The sequence below is a fragment of the Daejeonella sp. genome (assembly GCF_036405355.1).
In the GTDB taxonomy this organism is placed as follows: Bacteria; Bacteroidota; Bacteroidia; order Sphingobacteriales; family Sphingobacteriaceae; genus Daejeonella.
Window position 1 is genome coordinate 20,170 of record NZ_DASWXT010000032.1, and the last position, 21,921, is coordinate 42,090.

General features: G+C 40.0%; 21 protein-coding genes. 11 read left to right on the plus strand and 10 right to left on the minus strand.

Going from position 1 to position 21,921, the window contains the following annotated elements:
- Positions 1-93 precede the first annotated feature (93 nt).
- From VGE44_RS04200 to VGE44_RS04230, 7 genes are all read left to right on the plus strand, one after another.
- On the plus strand, positions 94-1,119 hold the full coding sequence (locus VGE44_RS04200) for an acyl-CoA reductase (RefSeq protein ID WP_331076500.1): 1,026 nt from the start codon (positions 94-96) through the stop codon (positions 1,117-1,119).
- A 137-nt stretch (positions 1,120-1,256) separates the two neighbouring features.
- Positions 1,257-1,460, plus strand: coding sequence for a fructose-6-phosphate aldolase (locus VGE44_RS04205; protein WP_331076501.1), 204 nt, complete (start codon positions 1,257-1,259; stop codon positions 1,458-1,460).
- The gene (locus VGE44_RS04210) at positions 1,457-2,137 is read left to right on the plus strand and encodes a cell division ATP-binding protein FtsE (protein WP_331076502.1); all 681 of its coding nucleotides are present in this window, start codon (positions 1,457-1,459) and stop codon (positions 2,135-2,137) included. Before VGE44_RS04205 ends, VGE44_RS04210 begins: the two co-directional genes overlap by 4 nt.
- 185 nt (positions 2,138-2,322) lie before the next feature.
- Entirely contained in the window at positions 2,323-2,937 is a 615-nt protein-coding gene (locus VGE44_RS04215; protein WP_331076553.1) for a nucleotide exchange factor GrpE, read from the plus strand.
- 77 nt (positions 2,938-3,014) lie between these two features.
- Positions 3,015-4,187, plus strand: coding sequence for a molecular chaperone DnaJ (gene dnaJ / locus VGE44_RS04220; protein ID WP_331076503.1), 1,173 nt, complete (start codon positions 3,015-3,017; stop codon positions 4,185-4,187).
- Between the two features lie 125 nt (positions 4,188-4,312).
- Positions 4,313-4,654 (plus strand): hypothetical protein, encoded by a 342-nt coding sequence (locus VGE44_RS04225; RefSeq protein ID WP_331076504.1) that lies wholly within the window; start codon positions 4,313-4,315, stop codon positions 4,652-4,654.
- Positions 4,655-4,873: 219 nt separating this feature from the next.
- Complete coding sequence (locus tag VGE44_RS04230) at positions 4,874-6,961, plus strand: TonB-dependent receptor (RefSeq protein WP_331076505.1); 2,088 nt, start codon at positions 4,874-4,876, stop codon at positions 6,959-6,961.
- Between the two features lie 54 nt (positions 6,962-7,015).
- Here the strand turns inward: VGE44_RS04230 and VGE44_RS04235 are convergent, their stop codons facing one another.
- From VGE44_RS04235 to VGE44_RS04255, 5 genes are all read right to left on the minus strand, one after another.
- Positions 7,016-7,852, minus strand: coding sequence for a metallophosphoesterase (locus VGE44_RS04235; protein ID WP_331076506.1), 837 nt, complete (start codon positions 7,850-7,852; stop codon positions 7,016-7,018).
- Positions 7,853-7,958: 106 nt separating this feature from the next.
- Positions 7,959-9,383: a c-type cytochrome domain-containing protein gene (locus VGE44_RS04240; RefSeq protein ID WP_331076507.1), complete on the minus strand. Its 1,425-nt coding sequence runs from the start codon at positions 9,381-9,383 to the stop codon at positions 7,959-7,961.
- A 15-nt stretch (positions 9,384-9,398) separates the two neighbouring features.
- A complete protein-coding gene (locus tag VGE44_RS04245; protein ID WP_331076508.1) occupies positions 9,399-10,334 on the minus strand; it encodes a sugar phosphate isomerase/epimerase family protein in 936 nt (311 codons plus the stop codon).
- 20 nt (positions 10,335-10,354) lie between these two features.
- The gene (locus VGE44_RS04250) at positions 10,355-11,860 is read right to left on the minus strand and encodes a DUF1501 domain-containing protein (RefSeq protein WP_331076509.1); all 1,506 of its coding nucleotides are present in this window, start codon (positions 11,858-11,860) and stop codon (positions 10,355-10,357) included.
- Positions 11,861-11,891: 31 nt separating this feature from the next.
- Positions 11,892-14,624 (minus strand): DUF1553 domain-containing protein, encoded by a 2,733-nt coding sequence (locus tag VGE44_RS04255; RefSeq protein WP_331076510.1) that lies wholly within the window; start codon positions 14,622-14,624, stop codon positions 11,892-11,894.
- A 247-nt stretch (positions 14,625-14,871) separates the two neighbouring features.
- On the opposite strand from VGE44_RS04255, the gene VGE44_RS04260 reads away from it, so the two are divergent.
- The 4 genes from VGE44_RS04260 to VGE44_RS04275 all read left to right on the plus strand — a co-directional run bounded on the left by VGE44_RS04260 (position 14,872) and on the right by VGE44_RS04275 (position 19,414).
- Entirely contained in the window at positions 14,872-15,990 is a 1,119-nt protein-coding gene (locus tag VGE44_RS04260; protein WP_331076511.1) for an AI-2E family transporter, read from the plus strand.
- 102 nt (positions 15,991-16,092) lie between these two features.
- Complete coding sequence (locus tag VGE44_RS04265) at positions 16,093-16,989, plus strand: ABC transporter ATP-binding protein (protein ID WP_331076512.1); 897 nt, start codon at positions 16,093-16,095, stop codon at positions 16,987-16,989.
- Positions 16,990-16,996: 7 nt separating this feature from the next.
- Positions 16,997-18,301 carry an ABC transporter permease gene (locus VGE44_RS04270; RefSeq protein ID WP_331076513.1) on the plus strand — a complete coding sequence of 435 codons (1,305 nt, stop codon included), beginning with the start codon at positions 16,997-16,999 and terminating at the stop codon, positions 18,299-18,301.
- 186 nt (positions 18,302-18,487) lie between these two features.
- Positions 18,488-19,414, plus strand: coding sequence for an exopolyphosphatase (locus VGE44_RS04275; RefSeq protein ID WP_331076514.1), 927 nt, complete (start codon positions 18,488-18,490; stop codon positions 19,412-19,414).
- On the opposite strand, the gene VGE44_RS04280 is transcribed toward VGE44_RS04275, so the two are convergent.
- The 5 genes from VGE44_RS04280 to VGE44_RS04300 form a co-directional block, all read right to left on the minus strand.
- Positions 19,415-19,990 (minus strand): Maf family protein, encoded by a 576-nt coding sequence (locus VGE44_RS04280; RefSeq protein WP_331076515.1) that lies wholly within the window; start codon positions 19,988-19,990, stop codon positions 19,415-19,417.
- 294 nt (positions 19,991-20,284) lie between these two features.
- Positions 20,285-20,650, minus strand: a complete 366-nt coding sequence (locus VGE44_RS04285; RefSeq protein ID WP_331076516.1) for a hypothetical protein — start codon at positions 20,648-20,650, stop codon at positions 20,285-20,287.
- A 62-nt stretch (positions 20,651-20,712) separates the two neighbouring features.
- Complete coding sequence (locus VGE44_RS04290; RefSeq protein ID WP_331076517.1) at positions 20,713-21,243, minus strand: HAD-IIIA family hydrolase; 531 nt, start codon at positions 21,241-21,243, stop codon at positions 20,713-20,715.
- 67 nt (positions 21,244-21,310) lie between these two features.
- Positions 21,311-21,553 (minus strand): Fe-S cluster assembly protein IscX, encoded by a 243-nt coding sequence (iscX, locus tag VGE44_RS04295; protein WP_305366672.1) that lies wholly within the window; start codon positions 21,551-21,553, stop codon positions 21,311-21,313.
- Between the two features lie 16 nt (positions 21,554-21,569).
- On the minus strand, positions 21,570-21,902 hold the full coding sequence (locus tag VGE44_RS04300) for a 2Fe-2S iron-sulfur cluster-binding protein (RefSeq protein WP_331076518.1): 333 nt from the start codon (positions 21,900-21,902) through the stop codon (positions 21,570-21,572).
- Between the last annotated feature and the right edge of the window lie 19 nt (positions 21,903-21,921).

Below are 21,921 nucleotides of genomic sequence, written 5' to 3' on the forward strand. Positions count from 1 at the left end.
AGTCTATTTTTAAGTTATTTTTGCACTAAAATTGAGCAGAAACTCATTTTTTAATGTTGGACAAATATAACATTATTTGAAGTAAATATTTGAATGAGTAAGATTTTGACAAGCAATCAACGAATCGCGGCTTTTGAGGCTTTAGGGCGTATCATCGCAAAACCAGATGAGCAATTAAGTACATTGATTAACTCTGCACACCAATACAATGCCTGGTTCACTCCTCAAAGTGCTGCAATGGCGGTGAGTGCAATTGCAGGAATGCTGAATAAAAATGATCTGGAAAAATGGCTGGAAAATGAACCGGAAGGCACCAAAACTAACATGCTCTCCATAGGTTTAATTCTGGCAGGCAATATTCCGATAGTTGGATTCCATGATATTCTTTGCGTACTGGCATCCGGACACAAGGCGCTGATCAAACTATCTTCCCAGGATCAGAAATTTATACCCTACATACTAGATAAACTAATTGAAATTGAGCCCGGTTTTGAGCAGCAGATCAGTTATATTGATAGATTGAAAGATTTTGATGCAGTAATCGCGACCGGCAGCAACAATACTTCAAGATATTTTGACTATTATTTCAGCAAGGTCCCGCATATCATCCGCAAAAACCGAAACAGTGTGGCTGTATTAAACGGTCAGGAAAACAGGGATGAGCTCAAAGCTCTTGGCCATGATATTTTTGATTATTTCGGACTCGGCTGCAGGAACGTCTCAAAACTCTATGTACCTCAAGGCTATGATTTCAGAACATTTTTTGAGTCGATTGAAGAATTTAAACCGGTAGCTGATCATCATAAGTACAATAATAACTACGACTATAACAAGTCGATCTTTTTAGTCAATCTCGACAAACACCTCGACAATGGATTTCTGCTATTAAAAGAAGATTCACGTTTTGTTTCACCTCTGGCAGTATTATATTACGAAGAATATCAGAGCCTGGAAAAAGTGGGATCCGAATTACTGAAAAATGAAGATCTGATCCAGTGCATCGTTTCAAATTCTAAATTGCCACTCAGTACAGTAACATTTGGTCAAAGCCAGTGCCCCGGTCTTTTCGATTATGCCGATGGGGTGGATACGATGAAGTTTTTGAGAGAACTGAGATAGGAGTTGTCTGTTATCTGAGGTCTGAAATAAGTTAGTACTTTATCTCTATGTTCTAAATATCAAATGAAGCTGAATCCAGTCTTGATTCCTGGCTCTTGATACTTGATACTTGAACTAAATAATTAACTTTGACCATAATGTATGTGATTAAAGTAAAGGGGGGGGCAAAAATCCCGGATTATGTTCAATTGCGTGATGAGAAATTCACACTTCTGGCGTATTTTCGTGTTGACAGGCCTGAAAAAGCACTGGAGAAAGCGGGACTTGCAGAGCAGGCAGATTACATCATGAATAAAATTAAAGAACTGCCTTTCGGGCAAATTTTAAAACTAGAATTATGATCGGGAACTCCGTTATAAAATTAGAAGCTGTAGATGTATATCAGCAAAAGCATCTGGTGCTGAGCAATGTAAATCTGCATATCAATCCGGGTGAATTTGTGTTTTTGATCGGACAAACCGGTTCAGGAAAAAGCAGTTTATTGAAGATTATCTATGGAGATCTGCATATTTCAAATGGAAACGGGCTTGTTGCTGGTTTTGATCTTAAGAAACTAACAGAAAAAGACATCCCTTTTCTTCGTCGTAAACTGGGAATTGTTTTCCAGGATTTTCAGTTACTGACCGATCGTACAATTGAACAAAATCTTGAATTTGTAATGAAAGCCACCGGCTGGAAGGATCAAAAACTAATTTCAGAACGCATACTTGATGTTCTGGAAAAGGTAGGATTACGTTCAAAGATCAAAAAAATGCCTCATGAATTATCCGGTGGGGAGCAGCAGCGCGTTGTAATTGCAAGAGCATTATTGAATGATCCTGAATTAATACTTGCGGATGAGCCAACAGGAAATCTTGACCCTGAAACATCAGAAGAGATTGTTACACTTTTGAAGCAGATTAGTCAGTCGGGTACTGCGGTTTTGATGGCCTCACATGATTATCATATCATAAGGACCTTTCCATCCAGAATTATCAAATGTGAAGCTGGAATGGTTCATGAAGATGTCAAAATATAGAGCGGAGATTAAAACAGACTAATCTCTAATTTGATTTCAAGCTCAATTAAATCAAAAATTTTATTGACGGCTAACCTGTCTTTGTTCCCTGCTCTTTAATCCTCTATCCTGCAAAAACACTGACAGCTTGACTGATTTTATCTTTGGCAAAAAAATTGTCATGAGTTTATATGAACTTTTCAGAAATATTGAATAAAAAGAAGAAGAACAAAATGGAAGTGAATCAAAATCCTGAAAATACAGAGCAAAATGAAACATTGCATGAAAATGAGACCGATAAAAATGAAGTTTCAGATGGTTTAGAAGAGGGATCAGAAGAATCGTCTCCTGAAAATAAAGAGTCCCAGGTTTCAGACGAAGATAAATTAAAGGCAGAATCTACTGAATGGCAGAATAAATACCTGCGTTTATATGCAGAATTTGACAATTTTAAACGCCGCACTAGTAAAGAGCGACTGGAATTACTGCAAATAGCAGGAAAAGATGTCATATCTGATCTCTTAACCGTACTCGATGATTTTGAAAGAGCGCAAAAATCGATAGAAACTGCTACAGATGTGGTAGCAGTGAAAGAAGGGGTAACACTTGTTCAACATAAATTAAAAAGTATCCTTAACCAAAAAGGTTTGAAGGAGATGGAATCAATAGGCAAAGAATTTGACGCCGATTTGCATGAGGGAATAACCAGTATTCCTGCGCCTTCAGCTGATTTGAAGGGCAAGGTTATAGATGAATTAGAAAAGGGGTATTTACTGAATGATAAGGTTATACGCTTTGCAAAAGTTATTATTGGTGCATAAAATAATATGCTGGCAATTATATTCAAATCAGAATTAATTGCTCAATTAAACAACGTGCATATTGTTGATTTATAAAAATGGCTAAAAGAGATTACTACGACATACTTGGTGTCACACGCAGTTCAAATGCCGATGAGATAAAAAAAGCTTATCGGAAAATGGCGATCAAATATCATCCGGATAAAAATCCCGGGGATAAAGCTTCTGAGGAGAATTTTAAAGAAGCTGCCGAGGCTTACGAGGTTTTAAGCAATCCTGATAAGAAAAAAAGATACGATCAGTTTGGTCATGCCGGAGGCGCATCTAGTCCGAATGGTGGTTCTTATGGCGGTGGCCACATGAATATGGAGGATATCTTCAGTCAGTTTGGAGACATCTTTGGCGGTGGCGGTGGTGGCGGGAGTCCCTTCGATAGTTTTTTCGGTGGCCAGCAGCAAAGCAGAGGCGGACGCCGTGCTTCCAGAGGAAGTAATCTTCGCATCAAGGTTAAATTAAGTCTTGAAGAGATAGCCAAAGGAGTTGAGAAAAAAGTAAAAGTGAACAAACAGGTTGTTTGTGATACCTGCGACGGAAGCGGTGCTAAAGATAAATCTTCATTTAATACTTGCAGTACCTGTAACGGAAGCGGAGCAGTAAGAAGGGTAACCAATACCATTTTAGGTCAGATGCAAACTACCAGCACCTGTCCTACCTGTAATGGTGAAGGAACACAGATTACTTCAAAATGTACTGTTTGCCATGGTGATGGATTAACAAGAGGCGAAGAAACAATCAGCATCAATATCCCTGCAGGGGTTAGTGAAGGCATGCAGCTTTCAATGAGTGGCAAAGGAAACGCAGCTCCAAGAGGTGGTATTCCTGGCGATCTGATCATTCTAATTGAAGAAATCCCTCATGAATCATTGAAACGTGAAGGAAATAATGTTATTTACGACCTCCATATCAGTTTCATAGATGCTGCCATTGGCGCCAGCGTTGAAGTACCAACTATTGATGGAAAAGCAAAAATCAAGATTGAATCAGGTACCCAGGGTGGAAAAATTTTACGCCTGAAAGGCAAGGGTGTTCCGGAAGTAAATTCTTATCATAAAGGAGATCAACTCATTTACGTTAATATCTGGACTCCAAAAGCATTGTCAAAAGATGAGCACGAAATACTTGACCGACTAAGAGAGTCTCCGAATTTTAAACCTCAGCCAGGGAAAAATGAAAAGAGCTTTTTCGATAAAATGAAGGAGTATTTCGAATAAAAAATCTAATTTCGATTCATGAAACCCATCCAAAACCGGATGGGTTTTTTTATGAATGTGGGCTTAGCTTTGGCTTAAACCAGGCAATTCAAAGTTTTGTACCTTGATGTATAAATCTATCTCTGATGAAATCCATAATCATTTGCTTGCTTCTAATAAGTCGGGCATTCCTTTCCTTTAGCCAATTACCTGAACCTTCTTTAAAGCCTGTAAAAACAAAGTCTGTTGTTAAGCTTTTAGGCAGTATTGATTCAAGCATGAATATTATGGCTGATAATTTTGCAATTCAGGTATTCCTTATTGGGAACCCACCGGGCAGCGCAATGCAAGCAGTAGGGCATGAAATCAGCCACAATTTACTTATTAATGTGGCAGAATATGATGAACACCCTAACTGGAAACTATTTTCTATAGGTTCATTTATTAACCCAAAAATATCTAAGGGGCCTGATTTTAAAGACAAATAAATGTTGAGCATAGAACATGGAGGATATGATGAATGCAGGAAAACAAATCTTGTTATTTTCTTCAATAAGGTTGTTATTGAAGAACCAGATCAGGATTGTTCCTTATCACTCAAAAATTTTACATCAATACTGCACATCTGCTACTTTTGTTGCACAAAATCCAATAGAAGTTTTAATAAATTAGCCGCTCCTTAGAGAAAAGGATAATCAATAATAAAAATGGAAATAAGCAAATTTTTAAGATTTAGAGGAATAAAATTTGTCCTGATTCTTTCATTACTTGTGAATGTTAGCTTTGCACAAAGCAAGGTAGATTCAGTTCAGAAAGTAAAAGAAATTGTGATCAGGGCCTACCTATCTGAACAGCCAATATTACAGGTTCCTTCATCTGTGAGTTTAATCAGTAATAAACAATTGAGAGACCAGCCCGGAATCTCTATGGTACCCGCCCTTAACTCGGTTCCCGGTATCAGAATGGAAGAAAGATCTCCCGGAAGTTATCGCCTATCCATTCGTGGAAGTTCATTAAGATCCCCTTTTGGAGTAAGAAACGTGAAAATCTATCTGGATGAATTCCCACTGACAGATGCGGGTGGAAATACCTATCTGAATCTGATCGATGTGAACAGCATCCATAATATTGAAGTTTTGAAAGGCCCGGATGGCAGTTTATTTGGAGCAAACTCCGGCGGAGTTGTTTTGATAAACCCGGTCGACAAAAATGCCGACAGTACCTGGGCATCTGCAGGTATCAGTAGCGGATCATATGGTTTGTTCCATGAAAAACTAGCCGTTCAGAAAAAATTCAAAAACCAGTACCTGAATATTAACCATTCTTATCAGAGATCAGATGGTTACCGTGAACATAGCGCCATGAGCCGTCATTATGCACAGCTGATGTATAGAATGAATTATTCAAAAGAGAATCAGCTTCGCGTACTTGCTTTTTACTCAGATCTGGAATACAAAACTCCGGGAGGTTTAACCCTGGCTCAATACAATCTTAATCCACAGGCAGCGAGACCGTCAACGGCATTCGCGGCGGGTCCGGTTGCACAAAAAGCCAGGATTGAAAACAATACTTTGTATGCCGGAATTGTGAATGACGCAAAGATCACCGGTAACTTACGACATGTTCTTGCTGTATATGGCTCAAAAACCGATTATCTGAATCCTTTCATTACCAATTATGAGATCCGTAAAGAATATACAGGTGGAATAAGAACATACCTCGAGCTATCCGGAAATGAAGATAAAGCAGTGAATTGGAAATGGAATGCCGGACTTGAATTACAGGGTACCAGTGCTGATATTGCCAACTATAATAATAACAGAGGAGTTCAGGGTAGTTTACAGGCACAGGACGATATTCTTTCGCGTCAATTTTTCTACTTCACACGTTTTTCTGCAAATATCGGCGATAAGCTTACTGCAGAAGTTGCCGCCAGCTTAAATTATTACAGGTATAAGTTTTCAAAGGATATCAGATCTTATGCAAGCAGATTTGAACGCAATTTTGATCCTGAACTAATGCCACGGTTTGCACTATCTTACCAGGTCTCAGATATGCTGGCAATTCGCTCTTCTGTCAGCAGAGGTTACTCACCTCCTACAATTGCCGAGGTTAGAGCTTCCGACAATAAGATCAATACAACCCTGGAATCTGAAACAGGATGGAACTACGAAGCCGGTTTCCGTTTACGTAACAGTAACGACCGTCTTTGGATAGATGCTTCTATTTTCCAGTACCGTCTTGAAAATGCAATTGTTCGTCGTGTAAACGCAGATGATACCGAGTTTTATTTAAATGCCGGTGGTACCCGTCAAACAGGTGTTGAAACCCAAACCAGCTATTGGCTTATCGAGCCGGGTTCAAAAGGCTTCTTAAGCGGCCTTCAGCTGCAAAACAGCTTTACACTCAGTAAATATTTTTTCAGGGATTATCAGAATGGGACAGCTAATTATTCGGGAAACCGTTTAACCGGCACGCCAAGAAGTGTGATAGTAAGTGGTCTTGATTTCCGCTTTCAAAAGAATTTCTACCTGTTTGCACAGCACAATTATACCTCGAAAATTCCTTTGAATGATGCGAACAGTGTATACGCTGGAAGTTTTGACCTTGTACATTTCAAAGCAGGCTGGAGAAGTTCAAAACCTGGAAAACCTGTACTTGATTTTTACGCAGGAATAGATAATCTTCTGAACGAAACCTATAGTCTTGGGAATGACATAAATGCTTTTGGAGGCCGGTATTTCAATGCGGCTGCGAAGCGTAACTTCTTTGGCGGAGTAAAATATACCTTATAATATTTCATGATTACTCATCCAATGACTCAGAGTCATCGGATGAGTAAATAATGCTTAATATTTGAGTTCAGCCAGTTTCTCAGTTGGATTCATCATGTAAGTTATAAGCGTACCATCGTTCAATAACTCCACCACTCTAAAGCCCCTGTAAGGTGTACCCCAATTGCCTCCAACATGAGAGTCGAATAAGAAGGGGATATTTTTCGCCATGAACACACCATCCTGATCATGTACATGACCGTGAAATCCTGCTCTGACATTTGGATATTTATGAATCAGTTCAAAAAATTCAGGGGTATCTATCGCATGATCAGTCCATTTAGCCTGGGGAATATGCAGGATCAGAAATACATTCTTTTTGCTTTTGTATTGTTCCAGTTTTTCCTTTAACCATTTCAGATCAGGTGAAACATAAGTTCCCTGGACATTAGAGGTATCTGCAAGTATAAATGCCGAGCCCTTAGCCTCAAAACTGTGATTCAAAGGCATTTTCCATACCTCATTCCAGAGTTCTTCTGTTACCATATCATGGTTCCCCCTTACAACATAATAGGGCACCTGAAGATTATCTGTTTTTTTCTTGACTAATGGTAAAAGATTCTCTTCGTTATGAATAATGTCCCCATTCAGCACACAGAAATCAATACGATTATTCTTATTGAACAAATTAATCTGATTGATCACCTTGTCAGTCATTTCATCAAATGCTGTATTCGGTTGCCCGTAATGAAAGTCGGATGCAAGCACAAACCTCAGCTTAACTTTGGCTTTCAGGCCATAAACCTCTTCTGCAGAAAGGTCAGTAATTCTGCCACTGAGCAATAAAACAGATGCCAAAGAAATCTGCTGAATGAATTTCCTCCGTGTCTGACTGTTTAAATTTTTTTCCATATTCTGTATAATTTTGTCAAAATGATTCATTAAAATCCCTTATTCAAAGGTGCATTTTAATGTTTGTATGCATATTAATTTCCTGTTAAGATTAAATCGAATTGCTCTATTTAAGTCTTGCCGACTTCAACTCCACAGTATCACTTTCCAGGAACTGAAGTTTATACCCTCCGGTATCAATAAGAGCCTTTGGGAAAAGTTTGCTAAGCTGACTGAACTCAGCTCCCGAAATCGCTGTCTGATACAGAAAAATCTGTCTCAGGTCCTTTAATGATTTCAACTGTGTAAGTCCTTTTGCTGTTATTTTAGTTCCAACCAAATTTAGGTAAGTCAGTTTCGGCAAACCATTCAATAATGCAATTCCCGCATCACTTACAGCAGTCCTTTCAATGGAAAGGCGGGTAAGAGACGATAATTTCACTATTGATTTCAGATCATTATCATCCAGATTGGAATCCCCGATTTTTAACCATATCACCTGTTTACTTAATTGTTCAAGTAATTGCAGATCCTTTGCAGTGATTGAATCCAGCGCTACAAAATTGACAGAAAGGTAATTACTGTTTAGTGCGACCGGTATAACTGCAATTCCGCGGGCGAGCAGTTCCTGAACTATCTTCGCATCTGCTTGTCCGACACTCTTTTCCGGAATATCTGAGATCAATGCCGTTTCAGTTTTTTCTTCAGATTGAAGGGACAAAAGAACCGGCTTGATCTTTTCAGTTTGGGCAAGCTCAGCCACTTTTTTATTAAAATCAGCTCCGCTGCTAACCCACCAATGGATCAGATCAAGTTCAGTTTTAGTCAGCTGCGGCTGTTCGAGAGGCGGCATATGATCATCACTCTCTTTTGACAATAGGATTCGTTTGATCAATTCACTTTCGTCTGTATTTCCGGCAATAATCGCCTTTCCACCCTTGCCACCCTTTAAAATAAAATCAGGCATGTCTAGTCTAAGTTTTCCCTTCTGCTTATTTGGGCCATGACATTTATAACATTTCGAAGTCAGAATTGGTTTAATCACATCCTGGTAAGCCATGGCTTGCTGAACATTCGGGATAGGTTTTCTTTTCTCTTCAGCCTGTCCTGAGCCTTCTGCAGAGAATGCCCGGGTCAAATAGTCTGACCCATGTGTAATTGAACCTCCAAAATGACCGGTAAGGATAATCAGGAACACCATAAGGGCGGTAATCCAGCTGATTTGTTTTCCCTTCCAGTTTAAGTACCAAGCAACAATTGAAATTATAGCGAGCGCTATACCAGACCATTGATGATTAAAGATCAGGCCTTCATCATAATCACCAGTGCCTGAAAGCAAATAGCCGCTAATACATGATGCAATCGCACTGAGCATCCCAATAAACAAAGAAATACTTACTGCTGAAGCCAGCGACTGATATTTTTCCTTTTGGGATAAAAATTGAAACAAGGCGGCGAGCAGCAATACCCCTATCGGGAGATGTACAAGCAAGGGATGAAAACTCCCAATAAAATCAATCAGGCTAAACAAAAAAACAGAAAGTGTGCTCATTCAGGGAGTATGAAATCAGGAATATCGTTTTCTAAGCAAATGCATCATGTGCACATTAATGGCCCATTGATCAGCCAGTGGCTGTCTGGTATATGGATAAGTGGGCATATAATCGGGTGGACCAAATTCTGTAAGAACAGTTATCCGCTCTCCATTTCTTCTTTTCCTTTCCACAATTTTATCCCACCATTCGAAATGCTGCTTCACGGTTTGCTCCCATTCAGGGGCACGAGGATCATTCACCTGCGGGCCTTCGGGGTGGCCAATTCTGGCGTGAATATGATCAGTACGAGCCAATGCCAGATCAATTGTCTCCTTCTGATCAGCCAGTAAACTCTCATGCACATTGCACCAGTGTGAAATATCCAGAGTCAGTCTCAGATCAGGGTATTTTTCAAGAAAGTTTCTGGTTATATGTGCAGCAAACAGCATTCTGCCACGGTGTGTTTCATGGCATATCAACAGGCCTGTTTCTTTTGCCAATGCCTGTGTATGCTCAATGAATTTCTTATTGTCATCAAAGCTGAAATAATCTTTTCCTGTGTGATTATTAATATAGAGTGGTCGCTGAATGTTTTGCTTTGCGGCTGCATCCACCATTCTTTTGTAGAATTCGAGATGCTCCTGTGGATTGGACTGAGACCCTCCGCAGAGGAAACCGATTTCCAGATCATGAGTCTTCAGAGCAGCAAATATTTCATCCTGTGCCTTTTTATTATTAGTAGGCCACCATAATTCTATTCCATCATAACCTTCCTTCTTAACCTTTGCGCAGAATGAATCAATCGTTCCCTGATAGCCCCAGCTGGTTGCCATGATTTTCAGATCGTAGTTCCTATTCACGGCAGATGAAGTCATTTCGGGTAATGCGAAAGATTCTAAGGAGGATAATAGCAGGGCAGCCGAACCTGCTGCAGATGCTTTAATGAACTTTCTTCTGTCTTGTCTCATATAATTGCTGCAAAATTCGTTTATGCTAAAATATCGGTGATCACTTTCCCTCCAACATCAGTCAAACGGAAAGGTCTGCCCTGAGATTCATAAGTGAATTTTTCGTGGTCAAAACCCAATTGATTAAGGATAGTCGCCTGAATATCAAACGCTTCTGTCTTTCCATTTACAATATCATATCCTATCTCATCTGTTTCTCCATAAGTGGTACCACCTTTGATGCCCCCTCCGGCCATCCACATATTGAAAGCAGCGGCATGATGATCCCTGCCTTTGAATGGCATATCCTTACCTTCACGGTTCTCCTGCATCGGAGTTCTGCCAAATTCAGCACCCCAAACGATCAGGGTTTCATCGAGCAAACCTCTTTGCTTCAAATCAAGAATCAATGCTGTAATCGGTTTATCCACACTCCGGCATTTGTTTACAAGACCAATATCAACAGACCCACTGGCAGAAGTACCATGAGTATCCCAACCCCAGTCAAATAACTGGACAAAACGAACACCCTTTTCAACCAGTTTTCTGGCCAGCAGCACATTGTTTGCAAAACTCGTTTTACCCGGCTCAGTACCGTACATCTCATGGATGTATGCCGGTTCATCGTTGATATTCATTACTTCAGGCACAGATATCTGCATTTTGTAAGCCATTTCATACTGTGCTATGCGCGACAGAATTTCCGGATCTTTATATTCTTCGAACTGTTCCTGATTTATTTTATTGATCGCATCAATTGATGCCTTGCGCAGATCCCTGTCCATCCCTGCCGGATCTTTTATGAACAAAACAGGATCGCCTTCTCCCCTGCATTGAACGCCCTGGTAGACACTCGGCAAAAAGCCGCTTCCCCATACACTCTTGCCTGCATCGGGATTATTGCCTCCGGAAGTTAATACGACGAATCCCGGTAAATTTTTATTTTCTGATCCCATTCCATAGGTTACCCATGCACCTATACTTGGCCTTCCCAGACGTGCTGAACCGGTTTGCATCAATAATTGGGCTGGTGCATGATTAAACTGATCGGTTGTAACCGCATTCAGCATTGCAATCTCATCAGCAACAGTGGCCAGATGAGGTAAATTGTCTGAAAGCCATAACCCACTTTTTCCATGTTGCCTGAAATTGGCCTGCGGACCAAGCATTTTAGGCACCCCCCTTATGAAGGCAAACTTCTTGCCTTCCAGTAAAGACTGTGGACATTCCTGTCCGTCGAGTTTTGCAAGTTCCGGCTTATAACTGAACATCTCCAGCTGTGAGGGTGCTCCTGCCATGTGCAAATAAATAACAGATTTAGCTTTCCCGGGAAACATTGGTGGCCTTGGTGCAAGCGGATTGGAAGCATCGAACATTGCATTCGGAGCAGAAGAACCACCTAAACCACAGCTTCCAAGCAAAGAGCCTAATGCCAAAGCTCCAAAGCCCATAGCCCCTTCCTTTAAAAAATGACGACGGGTATGTAATTGTAAAGCTGCATGTTCTGCTTCCCTTGCTAACCTTTGCTCCTGAGCATCTCTCTTCATAATCGATAGTATTTGAATACTTTGACCCTGTCTAATTCTTATTCAGCCATTCATCCATATTCAGCATCGCGCCGGCAACAATGACAAGTGATGCCGTTTCAGGATCTGCAGGCTTATCTTTTGCTCCCATTAATTGATTCATGGCTGTTTTATCCGTTTTATATTTCCTGAGGGCTTCTGCATACAAGTCGGATAGTGCCTTTAACTTTTTCGCTGAAATAGGCTTAAACATCATGGCTTCATAGCCTTTACTGATCTGAACCTTACTTTCCTTGCCTCCCAGTTCCTTCATGCGAAGAGCAAGACTTCTTGAAATGACCAGGGTGGTCGAGTCATTCAGAGAGGTTAGTGCCTGCAATGGAGTATTGGTTCTGATTCTTCGGGGCAGACACGATTCCCTTGCACTACCATCAAAAGTCATCATTGAAGGATAAGGGGCAGTACGCTTCAGGTAAGTGTAAACTGCTCTTCTGTACTGGTCTTCACCTGTACTCATTTTCCATTTTTCGCCATTATAAGGGGAGCGCCAGATTCCTTCAGGCTGAAATGGCATGACACTTGGCCCATACATTTTTTTGCTCAACACATTACTTACCTCTAATGCCTGATCCCTGAGCTGCTCTGCTGAAAGTCTGATTCTGGATGCTCTGGAATAAAATTTATTATTAGGATCGATCTTTAATTTTTCCTCAGTCACAGCAGAACTTTGCCGATATGTCGCAGACATTACAATCTCTTTTAAAAGACGCTTCATGCTCCAGTTATACTCGTTCATAAACTGCCAGGATAAATGATCAAGCAATTCTTTATGAGTAGGTGCAATTCCCTGTGAACCGAGATCTTCGAGTGTTTCGGCAATTCCGAATCCGAACAGTTGCTCCCATAAACGGTTCACCATGGTTCTGGCTACAAGCGGATTTTTTTTATCGGTTAACCATAATGCCATTCCCAATCTGTTTTTGGGCACATTTGCCGGCATTGGGTTCATAATATCAGGTACACCCGGCTCTACCTTATTTCCTTTGACCATCCAGTTACCCCGTTCAAAAACATGGGTGGTTCTGAACTGCTCCCTGTTATTCTCGATCATAATCGGCGTTTCATCTACTTTAGCCTGCATCAATTGATTGAAATTACTCAAAGCAAGCTCATAGCCAGGTTTTCCCTTACCAGGAAAGGGGACATCAAACTGGAACCATTCAAACTGTACACCTGTATCATCAGGGCTTTTTATCACCGGACTATAATATTTAAAAAACAGGTTTCGCTTTCCCTTTTCAGCAGGTATCGGTACAGTCACAATTTTCCATTCGCCCTTTGTATTTGCAAGCGGAACAGTTTTCAATAGTTTCCCATTCAATGTATCGAGATAAATAGACCATTTACCTCCATCAAAATTGGTTTTATAACGAAACATCAGCTGGGTCTTATCCTGTAGTACAACATCCTTCAACCGGCATGTTCCGTTATTTCGCAATCCGGCAAACCAGCTACTGATCAGGGCAGCATTCACAAACTGATCACATTGCAGTGAGTTAATTGTAGGCTGCCAGGTTTTAAGAAAGTTAAAATATTTTTTTGCCAGAGCTTCTGAGGCATTGCTCTTTAACCAGCCAGTCAATTGTACCAGTTTTAAACTGTCCTGAGAATCGTATTGCCGCAATAATGGATAATCAGCATTTGTATCTTCATCCCGCGTATTATTAAAAAATGCCATGAACTTATAATATTCATCAGCTTTAAACGGGTCATAAGGATGGCTATGACATTGAACACAATTAAAAGTTGTGCCCATTGTAGCACTCCATGTTGTATTCACCCTGTCCATGACGGCAGAGGTTCTGAATTCTTCATTATCAGTCCCGCCCTCATCATTAGTCATTGTATTCCGGTGAAAAGCCGTAGCTATGTATTTTGCATCATCAGGGTTTGGCATCAGATCTCCGGCGAGCTGTTCGATCAGAAAATCATTGTATGGTTTATCCGAATTATAAGCTTTAATCAACCAGTCACGGTATTTCCAGATAATTCGTCCGCGGTCGGCCTCATAGCCTCTGGTATCTGCATAACGGGCAATATCAAGCCAATTGGATGTCCAGCGCTCACCGTAGCGGGGCGAGGCAAGGAGCTCATCAACAAGGTTCTCATATGCTTTATCGGAATTATCCTGAAGATACTTTTTTGTAATACCGGCTGAAGCCGGAAGTCCGATAAGATCAAGGCTGAGTCTTCTTAACAAAGTTGCCTTATCAGCCTCTTCTGAGGGTTCCAATTTTTGTTCCTCAAGTTTTTCATAAATAAAGCGGTCTATATCATTTCTTACCCACTTATTTTCTACATCAGGAATATTTTGTTTTTTTACAGACACATAAGCCCAGTGCTCTCCCCATTTTGCTCCTTCTTTAATCCACTGTCTGAAAACTTCGATCTCCTCTTCAGAAAGTGCTTCATGCTTGTAGGGCATCCTTTCATCCGGGTCATTTTCAGTAATTCTTCTGATCAGTTCACTGCCTTCGGGATCACCAGGGATAATCGCTGGTTTTCCGGATTCTGTAAGTCCCAAAGCCTCTTCCTGAAAAAGAAGACTAAATCCGGCTTCCTGCTTCACTCCGCCATGGCAGGAGATACATTTTTTATTGATTATAGGCTTAACCTGTGTATTATAATCGATCTTCTGATTTGACAAAGCCAATTTATACAAGACGCTTACCACCAGCAGCAGCGCAAGCAACACAATAATTTTTCTTGAGTAAAATATCTTCATCGGTTTATCCTTATTTTAAAGATATAAATTCCACTCAAAAAAAAGACCGGTACGAAACATTTTAGGTACGAATCCTTCAGATAAGCTGCAAAAACCAGGGATAAACAATGTGTAATTTTCTTTCAGAACATATCATATTCATAACTACGGTATTCGTTTAGTTTACAAGATCCTGGCATAAACCTATGGACCTATTAAATAAAGAAAACTTCAGGTATCTTTATGATCATTGATCCGAGGAACAGCTATGATTAGATCATCACCATCTTTACAAAAAAGCATATATATATTATTCTTTTCATTTCTGGTAATTAGCGGACTCTATTTTGCACAGAATTTCCTGATCCCTTTAGCGATCAGTGCTCTTTTGGCCATGTTGTTTGTTCCTCTTTCCCGTTGGCTTGAAAACAAGGGTATTAGCCGAATGGTAGCTGGAGTAATCTGTGTATTGATCTTTTTACTGGGTACTGGTGCTATAATTGGTTTGCTTTCATGGCAGGCAAGCGGAATTTCCGAGGATCTTACTGAGATTACCCGGCGTATCAGTATGATTGCCGACGATCTCAGGGAATTTATCGCCAGGAATATTGGCATATCTACTGAAAAACAAAAACAATGGATGTTAAACCAAACGAATGGATCATCTGCAACCTTAGGCATGGCCGGGCTGATGCTAAGTTCGCTGATGAGCATTTTCATCCACTTTATTCTTGTCCTTGTTTACCTCTTTCTGTTCATCTATTACCGGTCTCACCTTAAAAAATTCATCCTGATGCTGGTTCCTTTGAGTGAAACAGACGAAACTGAAAAGATCATATCCGACGCTGGAAAAGTGGCGCAGAAATACATTTCAGGGCTTAGCAGTATGATTGTTATTTTATGGATCATGTATGCTGCCGGATTTTCAATTGTTGGAGTAAAAAGTGCAATATTCTTTGCTATTTTATGCGGTCTTCTGGAGATTCTTCCATTCATAGGAAACTTCACAGGTACTGTAATAACTGTACTGGCAGTAATTTCACAGGGTGGAAGTAACGGAATGATTATAGGTGTGATTGTAACTTATTTGATAATACAATTTATTCAAACTTATTTTCTAGAACCGCTGGTAGTAGGCTCTGAGGTAAATATTAATCCATTATTTACGATCCTGATCATTGTTTTCATGGAGATTGTTTGGGGTGTTGCGGGGATGATTCTTGCTATACCTATGCTTGGGATAGTTAAAATTATTTGTGATCATGTGACACAGCTTAAGCCATATGGTTTTCTTATTGGTCGCGCAAGATCAGACAAGCATCCAAGGATTGTCATAAAGCTTCGAAACTGGTTAGGCCTGAATAATAAGGTCTCAACAAACTCATAGAACCTGGAATACAATTTCAGGCAAAAACTGTGTATAATTAATACCGGAGAAAACTGTAACAAAAATCCGCTGAATTCCTCTAATTATGAATAATCCAACAATATGCTGAGCATCAGAAATATAGTAAAACAATACTCTAATCACAGGGCTTTAGACAATGTTTCGATCGAAATCGAGAAGGGCTCAGTTTTCGGATTGCTGGGTCCAAATGGTGCCGGAAAAACCTCACTGATTCGAATTATCAATCAGATTACGGCACCGGATCAGGGCGAAATATTATTAAATGGCGAAAAGCTTAATCCATCCCATATTTCCAAAATAGGATATCTGCCCGAAGAACGGGGTTTGTATAAAAAAATGGAGATTGGTGAACAAATGCTGTATCTGGCACAGTTAAAAGGCTTATCAAAGGCTGATGCCACAGCAAGGATCAGATACTGGTTTGAGAAAATGGGTATTCAGAGCTGGTGGAATAAAAAGGTGGAGGATCTGAGCAAGGGCATGCAACAAAAGGTACAATTTATTGCTACTGTTGTTCATGATCCTGAACTGATCATTCTGGATGAACCATTCTCGGGATTTGATCCGGTAAATGCCCAGTTAATTACCAATGAAATCCTTGAATTAAACCAAAAAGGTGCTACCATTATCTTTTCAACCCACCGGATGGAATCTGTAGAGCAATTATGCGACAGCATTGCCCTGATTCATAAATCGAAGAAAATTCTTGATGGAAAGGTTAAGGATATTAAGAATCTGTATAGAAATAACACCTACAGAATAGCTTATGCAGGAATTTTGAATCCGGTTGAAACTCCCTTATTTAACATCAATGAAGAGAAGAAAGATGAGGAAGCCACGCATCTGACGATTCAAATCAATCCGGGTTATTCTTCAAATGATGTATTGAAGTTCTTAATACCACAGGTTCAGGTCACCGAGCTGACCGAAATTGTGCCCAGCATGAACGACATTTTCATTCAAAACGTAAAAAACTAATCAGGAAATGAACAAGATTATACTCATTATAAAAAGAGAATATTTCAGCAGGGTAAAAAAGAAGTCATTTCTGATTATGACCTTTCTTGTACCGATGTTAATTATTGGTATGTACGCACTTATTTTTGCACTCTCGATGAAAGGTGGCGACAATATCCCCGCAGTCGAAGTCATTGATGATAGCGGAATATTTGACAAAGGTCTCGAAAATAAAAAGTCAGCAACATTTAGTAAATCTGAACTCACACTGTCAGAGGCTAAACAGAAAGTTATTAAAAATGAAGATGCCTTTGTGCTATACATCCCGGCGGATATTGCCAGCGGAGGAACGATTGAAATGTTCTCTCAGAAAAAGGCAGGACTTTCTGTGATCAGCACGATAGAAAATCAATTGAACGATCAGATGCGGACCAAACTACTCGCAGATGCCGGAATTGATGCCCTTACACTGGATAAAATAAAACCAAAATTATCTGTTGTTTCGAAAGAATTAACCCTCGAGGGAGAAAAAGACAGCAGCTCAGGCGCAGCAATGGCCGTTGGATTTGCCGCCGCTATTCTGATCTATATGTCACTTTTCATTTATGGGATTCAGGTAATGCGGGGAATTATTGAAGAAAAAACCAGCAGAATCGTTGAGGTTGTTATTTCATCTGTAAAGCCATTTCAGCTGATGATGGGAAAGATAATCGGAATCGGACTGGTAGGTTTGACACAGTTCCTGCTCTGGATCACCCTTTCAATAGGACTGATGACCGTTGCAAGTCAGATCATATTTAAAGGCAAAATGGAACAGATAAAATCTGAAATGCCGATGAGCAAACAGGCTGCTGCAGCAAGCAGTGATGGCCCCGGAATGGACATCATCAAGGCTGTTCAAACCGTTAACTGGACCTACATTCTTCCGGTATTCATTATTTTCTTTCTTGGTGGATACATGTTGTACAGCGCTCTTTTTGCCGCAGTAGGTTCTGCCGTAGACAGTGATACCGAAACCCAGCAATTTATGCTGCCCATTACCCTGCCACTGCTGTTTACCTATATTATGTCATTCAGTTTTATTGTTAATAATCCAGACAGTAGTCTTTCTTTCTGGTTGAGTATCATACCCTTTACCTCGCCAATAGCGATGATGGTCAGATTACCTTTCGGGGTACCAAACTGGGAGTTGGCATTGTCTATAGTTCTGCTTATCGGCGGATTTATATTCACCACATGGGTAGCATCACGAATCTACCGTGTAGGTATTCTGATGTATGGCAAAAAGGTAAGTTTTGCGGAGTTGGGGAAATGGTTTATGTATAAAGAATAAGTTGTAAGTAACAAGTTGTAGGTTGTAAGTATTAATACTGGTTAAGATAAAATTAAGTGCTTTTAGTGGAAAGCTTAAAGTGGAAAGCAAAAAGGTGAAAGTTAAAGGCAGAAAGTTAAAGTTAACAGGTCTCCTTTTAAAACTTATTACTTATAACTTAAAACCTACAACTTATAACTCCAAAAAATGAGTTCAATTGCAATCCTGGATCTGGGCACCAATACCTTTCAATTATTGATTGCAAACATCAATGATAATAAGCCTGTGCTTGTTCTTGAGGAGAGCATTGCTGTAAAATTAGGTGAAGGTGGAATCGAAAAAGGTTATATAATCGAGACAGCTTTTGATCGTGGACTTTCAGCACTAAAACAATTCAAAAAATCAATAGATCTGTATCAGGTTAAGCTGGTCAGGGCTGCAGCAACTTCAGCACTCCGGACTGCCGGCAACGGACTGGAATTTTTAGATAAAATCCGATCTGAAACTGGAATTGTACCTGAAATTATTTCTGGAGAGCATGAAGCGGAACTGATTTATCAGGGTGTCAGGGCAGCTATTAATATGGGCGATGAGAAATGTCTGATTATTGACATTGGCGGTGGAAGTGTTGAATTTATCATCTGCGATCAGGAAGAAGTTTTCTGGAAAAGGAGCTATGACATCGGGGCAGCCCGGCTCATGGAACAGTTTCATCATTCAGACCCAATTTCTAAACCGGATATAAATAAACTCAATTTATATCTTGAGAGTACTCTTTCTGAGCTCAGAAATCAAGTTAAAATTTATAAACCAGAACTGCTCATTGGTTCGGCAGGTGCATTTGAAACTTTTGCAACACTTATTAATCCCCAATTTAAGACCAGTTTTACAAATCCTGAAATAAAGATTGATTTGAGTGATTTTGCAGGAGTATCAGAGTTCATTTTGAAAAGCTCACATGCAGAGCGCAGCAGGAATCCTGCGATTATTCCTGTCAGGGTTGATATGATCGTTATGGCCACCCTGATCACAAAGTACCTTATGAATCAGTTTGCTTTTAAAGCACTTAAATTGTCAACTTATTCATTGAAAGAAGGCCTGCTGTACGAATACCTGAAAAACAAAACCCTGTGATCATTCAGATAACTTACACAACTCAGTATAAAGACGATGAGTGGGAAGGCCTACCACATTGCTGTAAGAACCATTGATCCTATCAACTGCTACCAAGCCTATCCATTCCTGAATACCATAAGCTCCTGCCTTATCCATCGGCTGACACGTATTAATATAATATCGTATCTGCTCAGCACTGACCTCCTTAAAGAACACTTCTGTAAGTTCATAGAAACTGCTAAGCTTATGATCCTTGAGCAAGCTTACTCCTGTAATCACATCATGTCTTTTACCCGATAACTCAGAAAGCATCCCAAATGCATGATCTTCATTTTCGGGTTTACCCAATATTTTACCATCAAGGGAGACAATTGTATCTGCCGTAATCACGATCTCATTTTCAATCAGCAGATCGAAAGCTTTTGCTTTTTTTTCGGATATATAAACAGCAATTTCAGATGGCGATAATCCGGGAGGATAACTTTCATCCACCTCTCTGAGAACAACCTGAAAATCAAATCCCATGAGTTTCAGCAGTTCTTGTCTGCGCGGTGATTTGGAGGCCAGAATAATTGGCGGAAATTGTTTGATCATCTGATTGGACTTTGCCAAAAATAAGAAAAGCGGCTAAAAGCCGCTTTAATATGTAGAAAAGAATCTTAAACTGAGTTCGTAATTATAAATATAGTTTACTATGCTTTTTCGGGCTTGTATTAAGATTTTTATCATTTGGAAATGTGCTGCTGTGCTCTTCTTAAATGCATTCCCGCTTTTCGCTCATACGCCACAGGCCTTAAGCACAGGCTGGTATCCGCTGCAATCGGGTTTAAAAACATCAGACAGTACAATTAAACCTAATCTATCCCCTACTCAATAAAAATGGGTTTATTAGTTATTCCTCATTCTGGCACGACGCTCTTCCAGAATAGCTTCATAGGCTTTCTTTTGTTCATCGTTTAGTAAAGCATTCACTTTAGTCGTTGTTTCTGCCTGCAAAGGTGCCATTTTAGCACGTAATGCCTGAAAATTACCACCATCTGTTAGAGTGGCTCTGACACTATCAACACGTTTTGCCGACCAGATAAATACATCCTTTAATTTAGTTTTTTGTTCAGCTGAAAGCTTTAGTGTTTCCAATTGAGCAATCTGGCGCTCGGCTCTTTCCTCTGGTGTACCCATTTGTCGGCCGCCCTGTGCATTGGCGAATGTTGCCATGCAGAGAATCAATCCCATGGCAATAATTAATCTTTTCATATCTGCTGGTTTTCTCCTTTTGATTGATAGTAGAGCAAAAGGTTTAAATCTGAAGGAAATAATCAAATTTTGCTACCGTCAGCAGATGAAGGATCCGCATTGATCCATAGATTCTGAATCTTCAATACTTTTTCAATGATATCTCTGACGCATGAATCACCGCCATTTTTTGGGGATATATAGTGGGCAACAGCTTTAATCTCCTCAACTGCATCAGCCGGACAAACTGCAAGACCTGCCATCTTCATAAGTTCCAGATCAGGAATATCATCCCCCATAAAGAGTACTTGCTCCGGCAATAATCCATTATTTTCTATAAACTCGTTATAAGCAGCCGTTTTCGAATCCAAACCGAGATAAATATCTGTAATACCCAATCCTCTCAAGCGATGCTCTACTCCTTTGGATCTTGCACCGGAAACAACTGCTATTTTAAATCCTCTCTTCACTGCAAGTTGCAGTGCATAACCATCTTTGATGTTAAACTGCCTCAAAAATTCCCCCGACTCAGTAACCAAAAGCATACCATTGGTCATGACACCATCAACATCAAGAATAAATGCTTTAATATGCTTCAGTTTTTCTAAGAACATGGTAGTAGAATTGAGGTTTGAAGTAAGAGGTATCAGGTCGGACTTCTGACATCAGACTTCCGATCTCCTATTGATTGTCGCGCCACTCGTAAACCCAGGCTGTCTGAATTTGCTCCAGATGACCTTCATTGGATTGTTCACGGGTACCTGCAAAATTTGGAAGACTCAAAATCCAGTCAAGAAGTTCGGTGAAACGTATTCTGTAGATCTGAGATTCTCCGAAATCATCGCCAAATTTCTCATAAAGGCCCATGGCTATATCTTCATAGTCATTCCAGTAAATCGGTAATTCAAAACTTTCCTTCGCCATTTCTCTTGTATAATTATTAATGTCCTAAAAACTGATTCTGATCCGGAAGCGTTACTTCAAGATCACCGTTTATTAACACACACTGACAACCCAGACGGGAGTTAATTCTTGGATTGACCGCACGATCGATAAAATCTTCTTCTTTATCGGATATTTCCTGAATATTATCCATCCCGAAATTAACATAAACCTGACAGGTACTGCATCCGCAAACGCCTCCGCAATTATGTTGTAATTCAATCCCGTTATCCAGACAAACATCAAGAACTGATTCGCCTTCTGCTATCGGAAGCTCTACGGCTGACTTTGAAGCCTCTTCAAAATTGATTTTTAATTTAAAAATGTTCATTAGTGCAAAAATAGCATTT

Coding starts and splice junctions, on each gene's coding strand:
- VGE44_RS04270 (WP_331076513.1), top strand. CDS start 16,997: ATGAACAAGATTATACTCATTATAAAAAGAGAATATTTCAGCAGGGTA.
- VGE44_RS04290 (WP_331076517.1), bottom strand. CDS start 21,243: ATGTTCTTAGAAAAACTGAAGCATATTAAAGCATTTATTCTTGATGTT.
- VGE44_RS04235 (WP_331076506.1), bottom strand. CDS start 7,852: ATGGAAAAAAATTTAAACAGTCAGACACGGAGGAAATTCATTCAGCAG.
- iscX (WP_305366672.1), bottom strand. CDS start 21,553: ATGGCGAAGGAAAGTTTTGAATTACCGATTTACTGGAATGACTATGAA.
- VGE44_RS04300 (WP_331076518.1), bottom strand. CDS start 21,902: ATGAACATTTTTAAATTAAAAATCAATTTTGAAGAGGCTTCAAAGTCA.
- VGE44_RS04265 (WP_331076512.1), top strand. CDS start 16,093: ATGCTGAGCATCAGAAATATAGTAAAACAATACTCTAATCACAGGGCT.
- VGE44_RS04240 (WP_331076507.1), bottom strand. CDS start 9,383: ATGAGCACACTTTCTGTTTTTTTGTTTAGCCTGATTGATTTTATTGGG.
- VGE44_RS04280 (WP_331076515.1), bottom strand. CDS start 19,990: ATGATCAAACAATTTCCGCCAATTATTCTGGCCTCCAAATCACCGCGC.
- VGE44_RS04275 (WP_331076514.1), top strand. CDS start 18,488: ATGAGTTCAATTGCAATCCTGGATCTGGGCACCAATACCTTTCAATTA.
- VGE44_RS04205 (WP_331076501.1), top strand. CDS start 1,257: ATGTATGTGATTAAAGTAAAGGGGGGGGCAAAAATCCCGGATTATGTT.
- VGE44_RS04260 (WP_331076511.1), top strand. CDS start 14,872: ATGATTAGATCATCACCATCTTTACAAAAAAGCATATATATATTATTC.
- VGE44_RS04250 (WP_331076509.1), bottom strand. CDS start 11,860: ATGAAGAGAGATGCTCAGGAGCAAAGGTTAGCAAGGGAAGCAGAACAT.
- VGE44_RS04255 (WP_331076510.1), bottom strand. CDS start 14,624: ATGAAGATATTTTACTCAAGAAAAATTATTGTGTTGCTTGCGCTGCTG.
- VGE44_RS04200 (WP_331076500.1), top strand. CDS start 94: ATGAGTAAGATTTTGACAAGCAATCAACGAATCGCGGCTTTTGAGGCT.
- dnaJ (WP_331076503.1), top strand. CDS start 3,015: ATGGCTAAAAGAGATTACTACGACATACTTGGTGTCACACGCAGTTCA.
- VGE44_RS04210 (WP_331076502.1), top strand. CDS start 1,457: ATGATCGGGAACTCCGTTATAAAATTAGAAGCTGTAGATGTATATCAG.
- VGE44_RS04245 (WP_331076508.1), bottom strand. CDS start 10,334: ATGAGACAAGACAGAAGAAAGTTCATTAAAGCATCTGCAGCAGGTTCG.
- VGE44_RS04225 (WP_331076504.1), top strand. CDS start 4,313: ATGAAATCCATAATCATTTGCTTGCTTCTAATAAGTCGGGCATTCCTT.
- VGE44_RS04285 (WP_331076516.1), bottom strand. CDS start 20,650: ATGAAAAGATTAATTATTGCCATGGGATTGATTCTCTGCATGGCAACA.
- VGE44_RS04230 (WP_331076505.1), top strand. CDS start 4,874: ATGGAAATAAGCAAATTTTTAAGATTTAGAGGAATAAAATTTGTCCTG.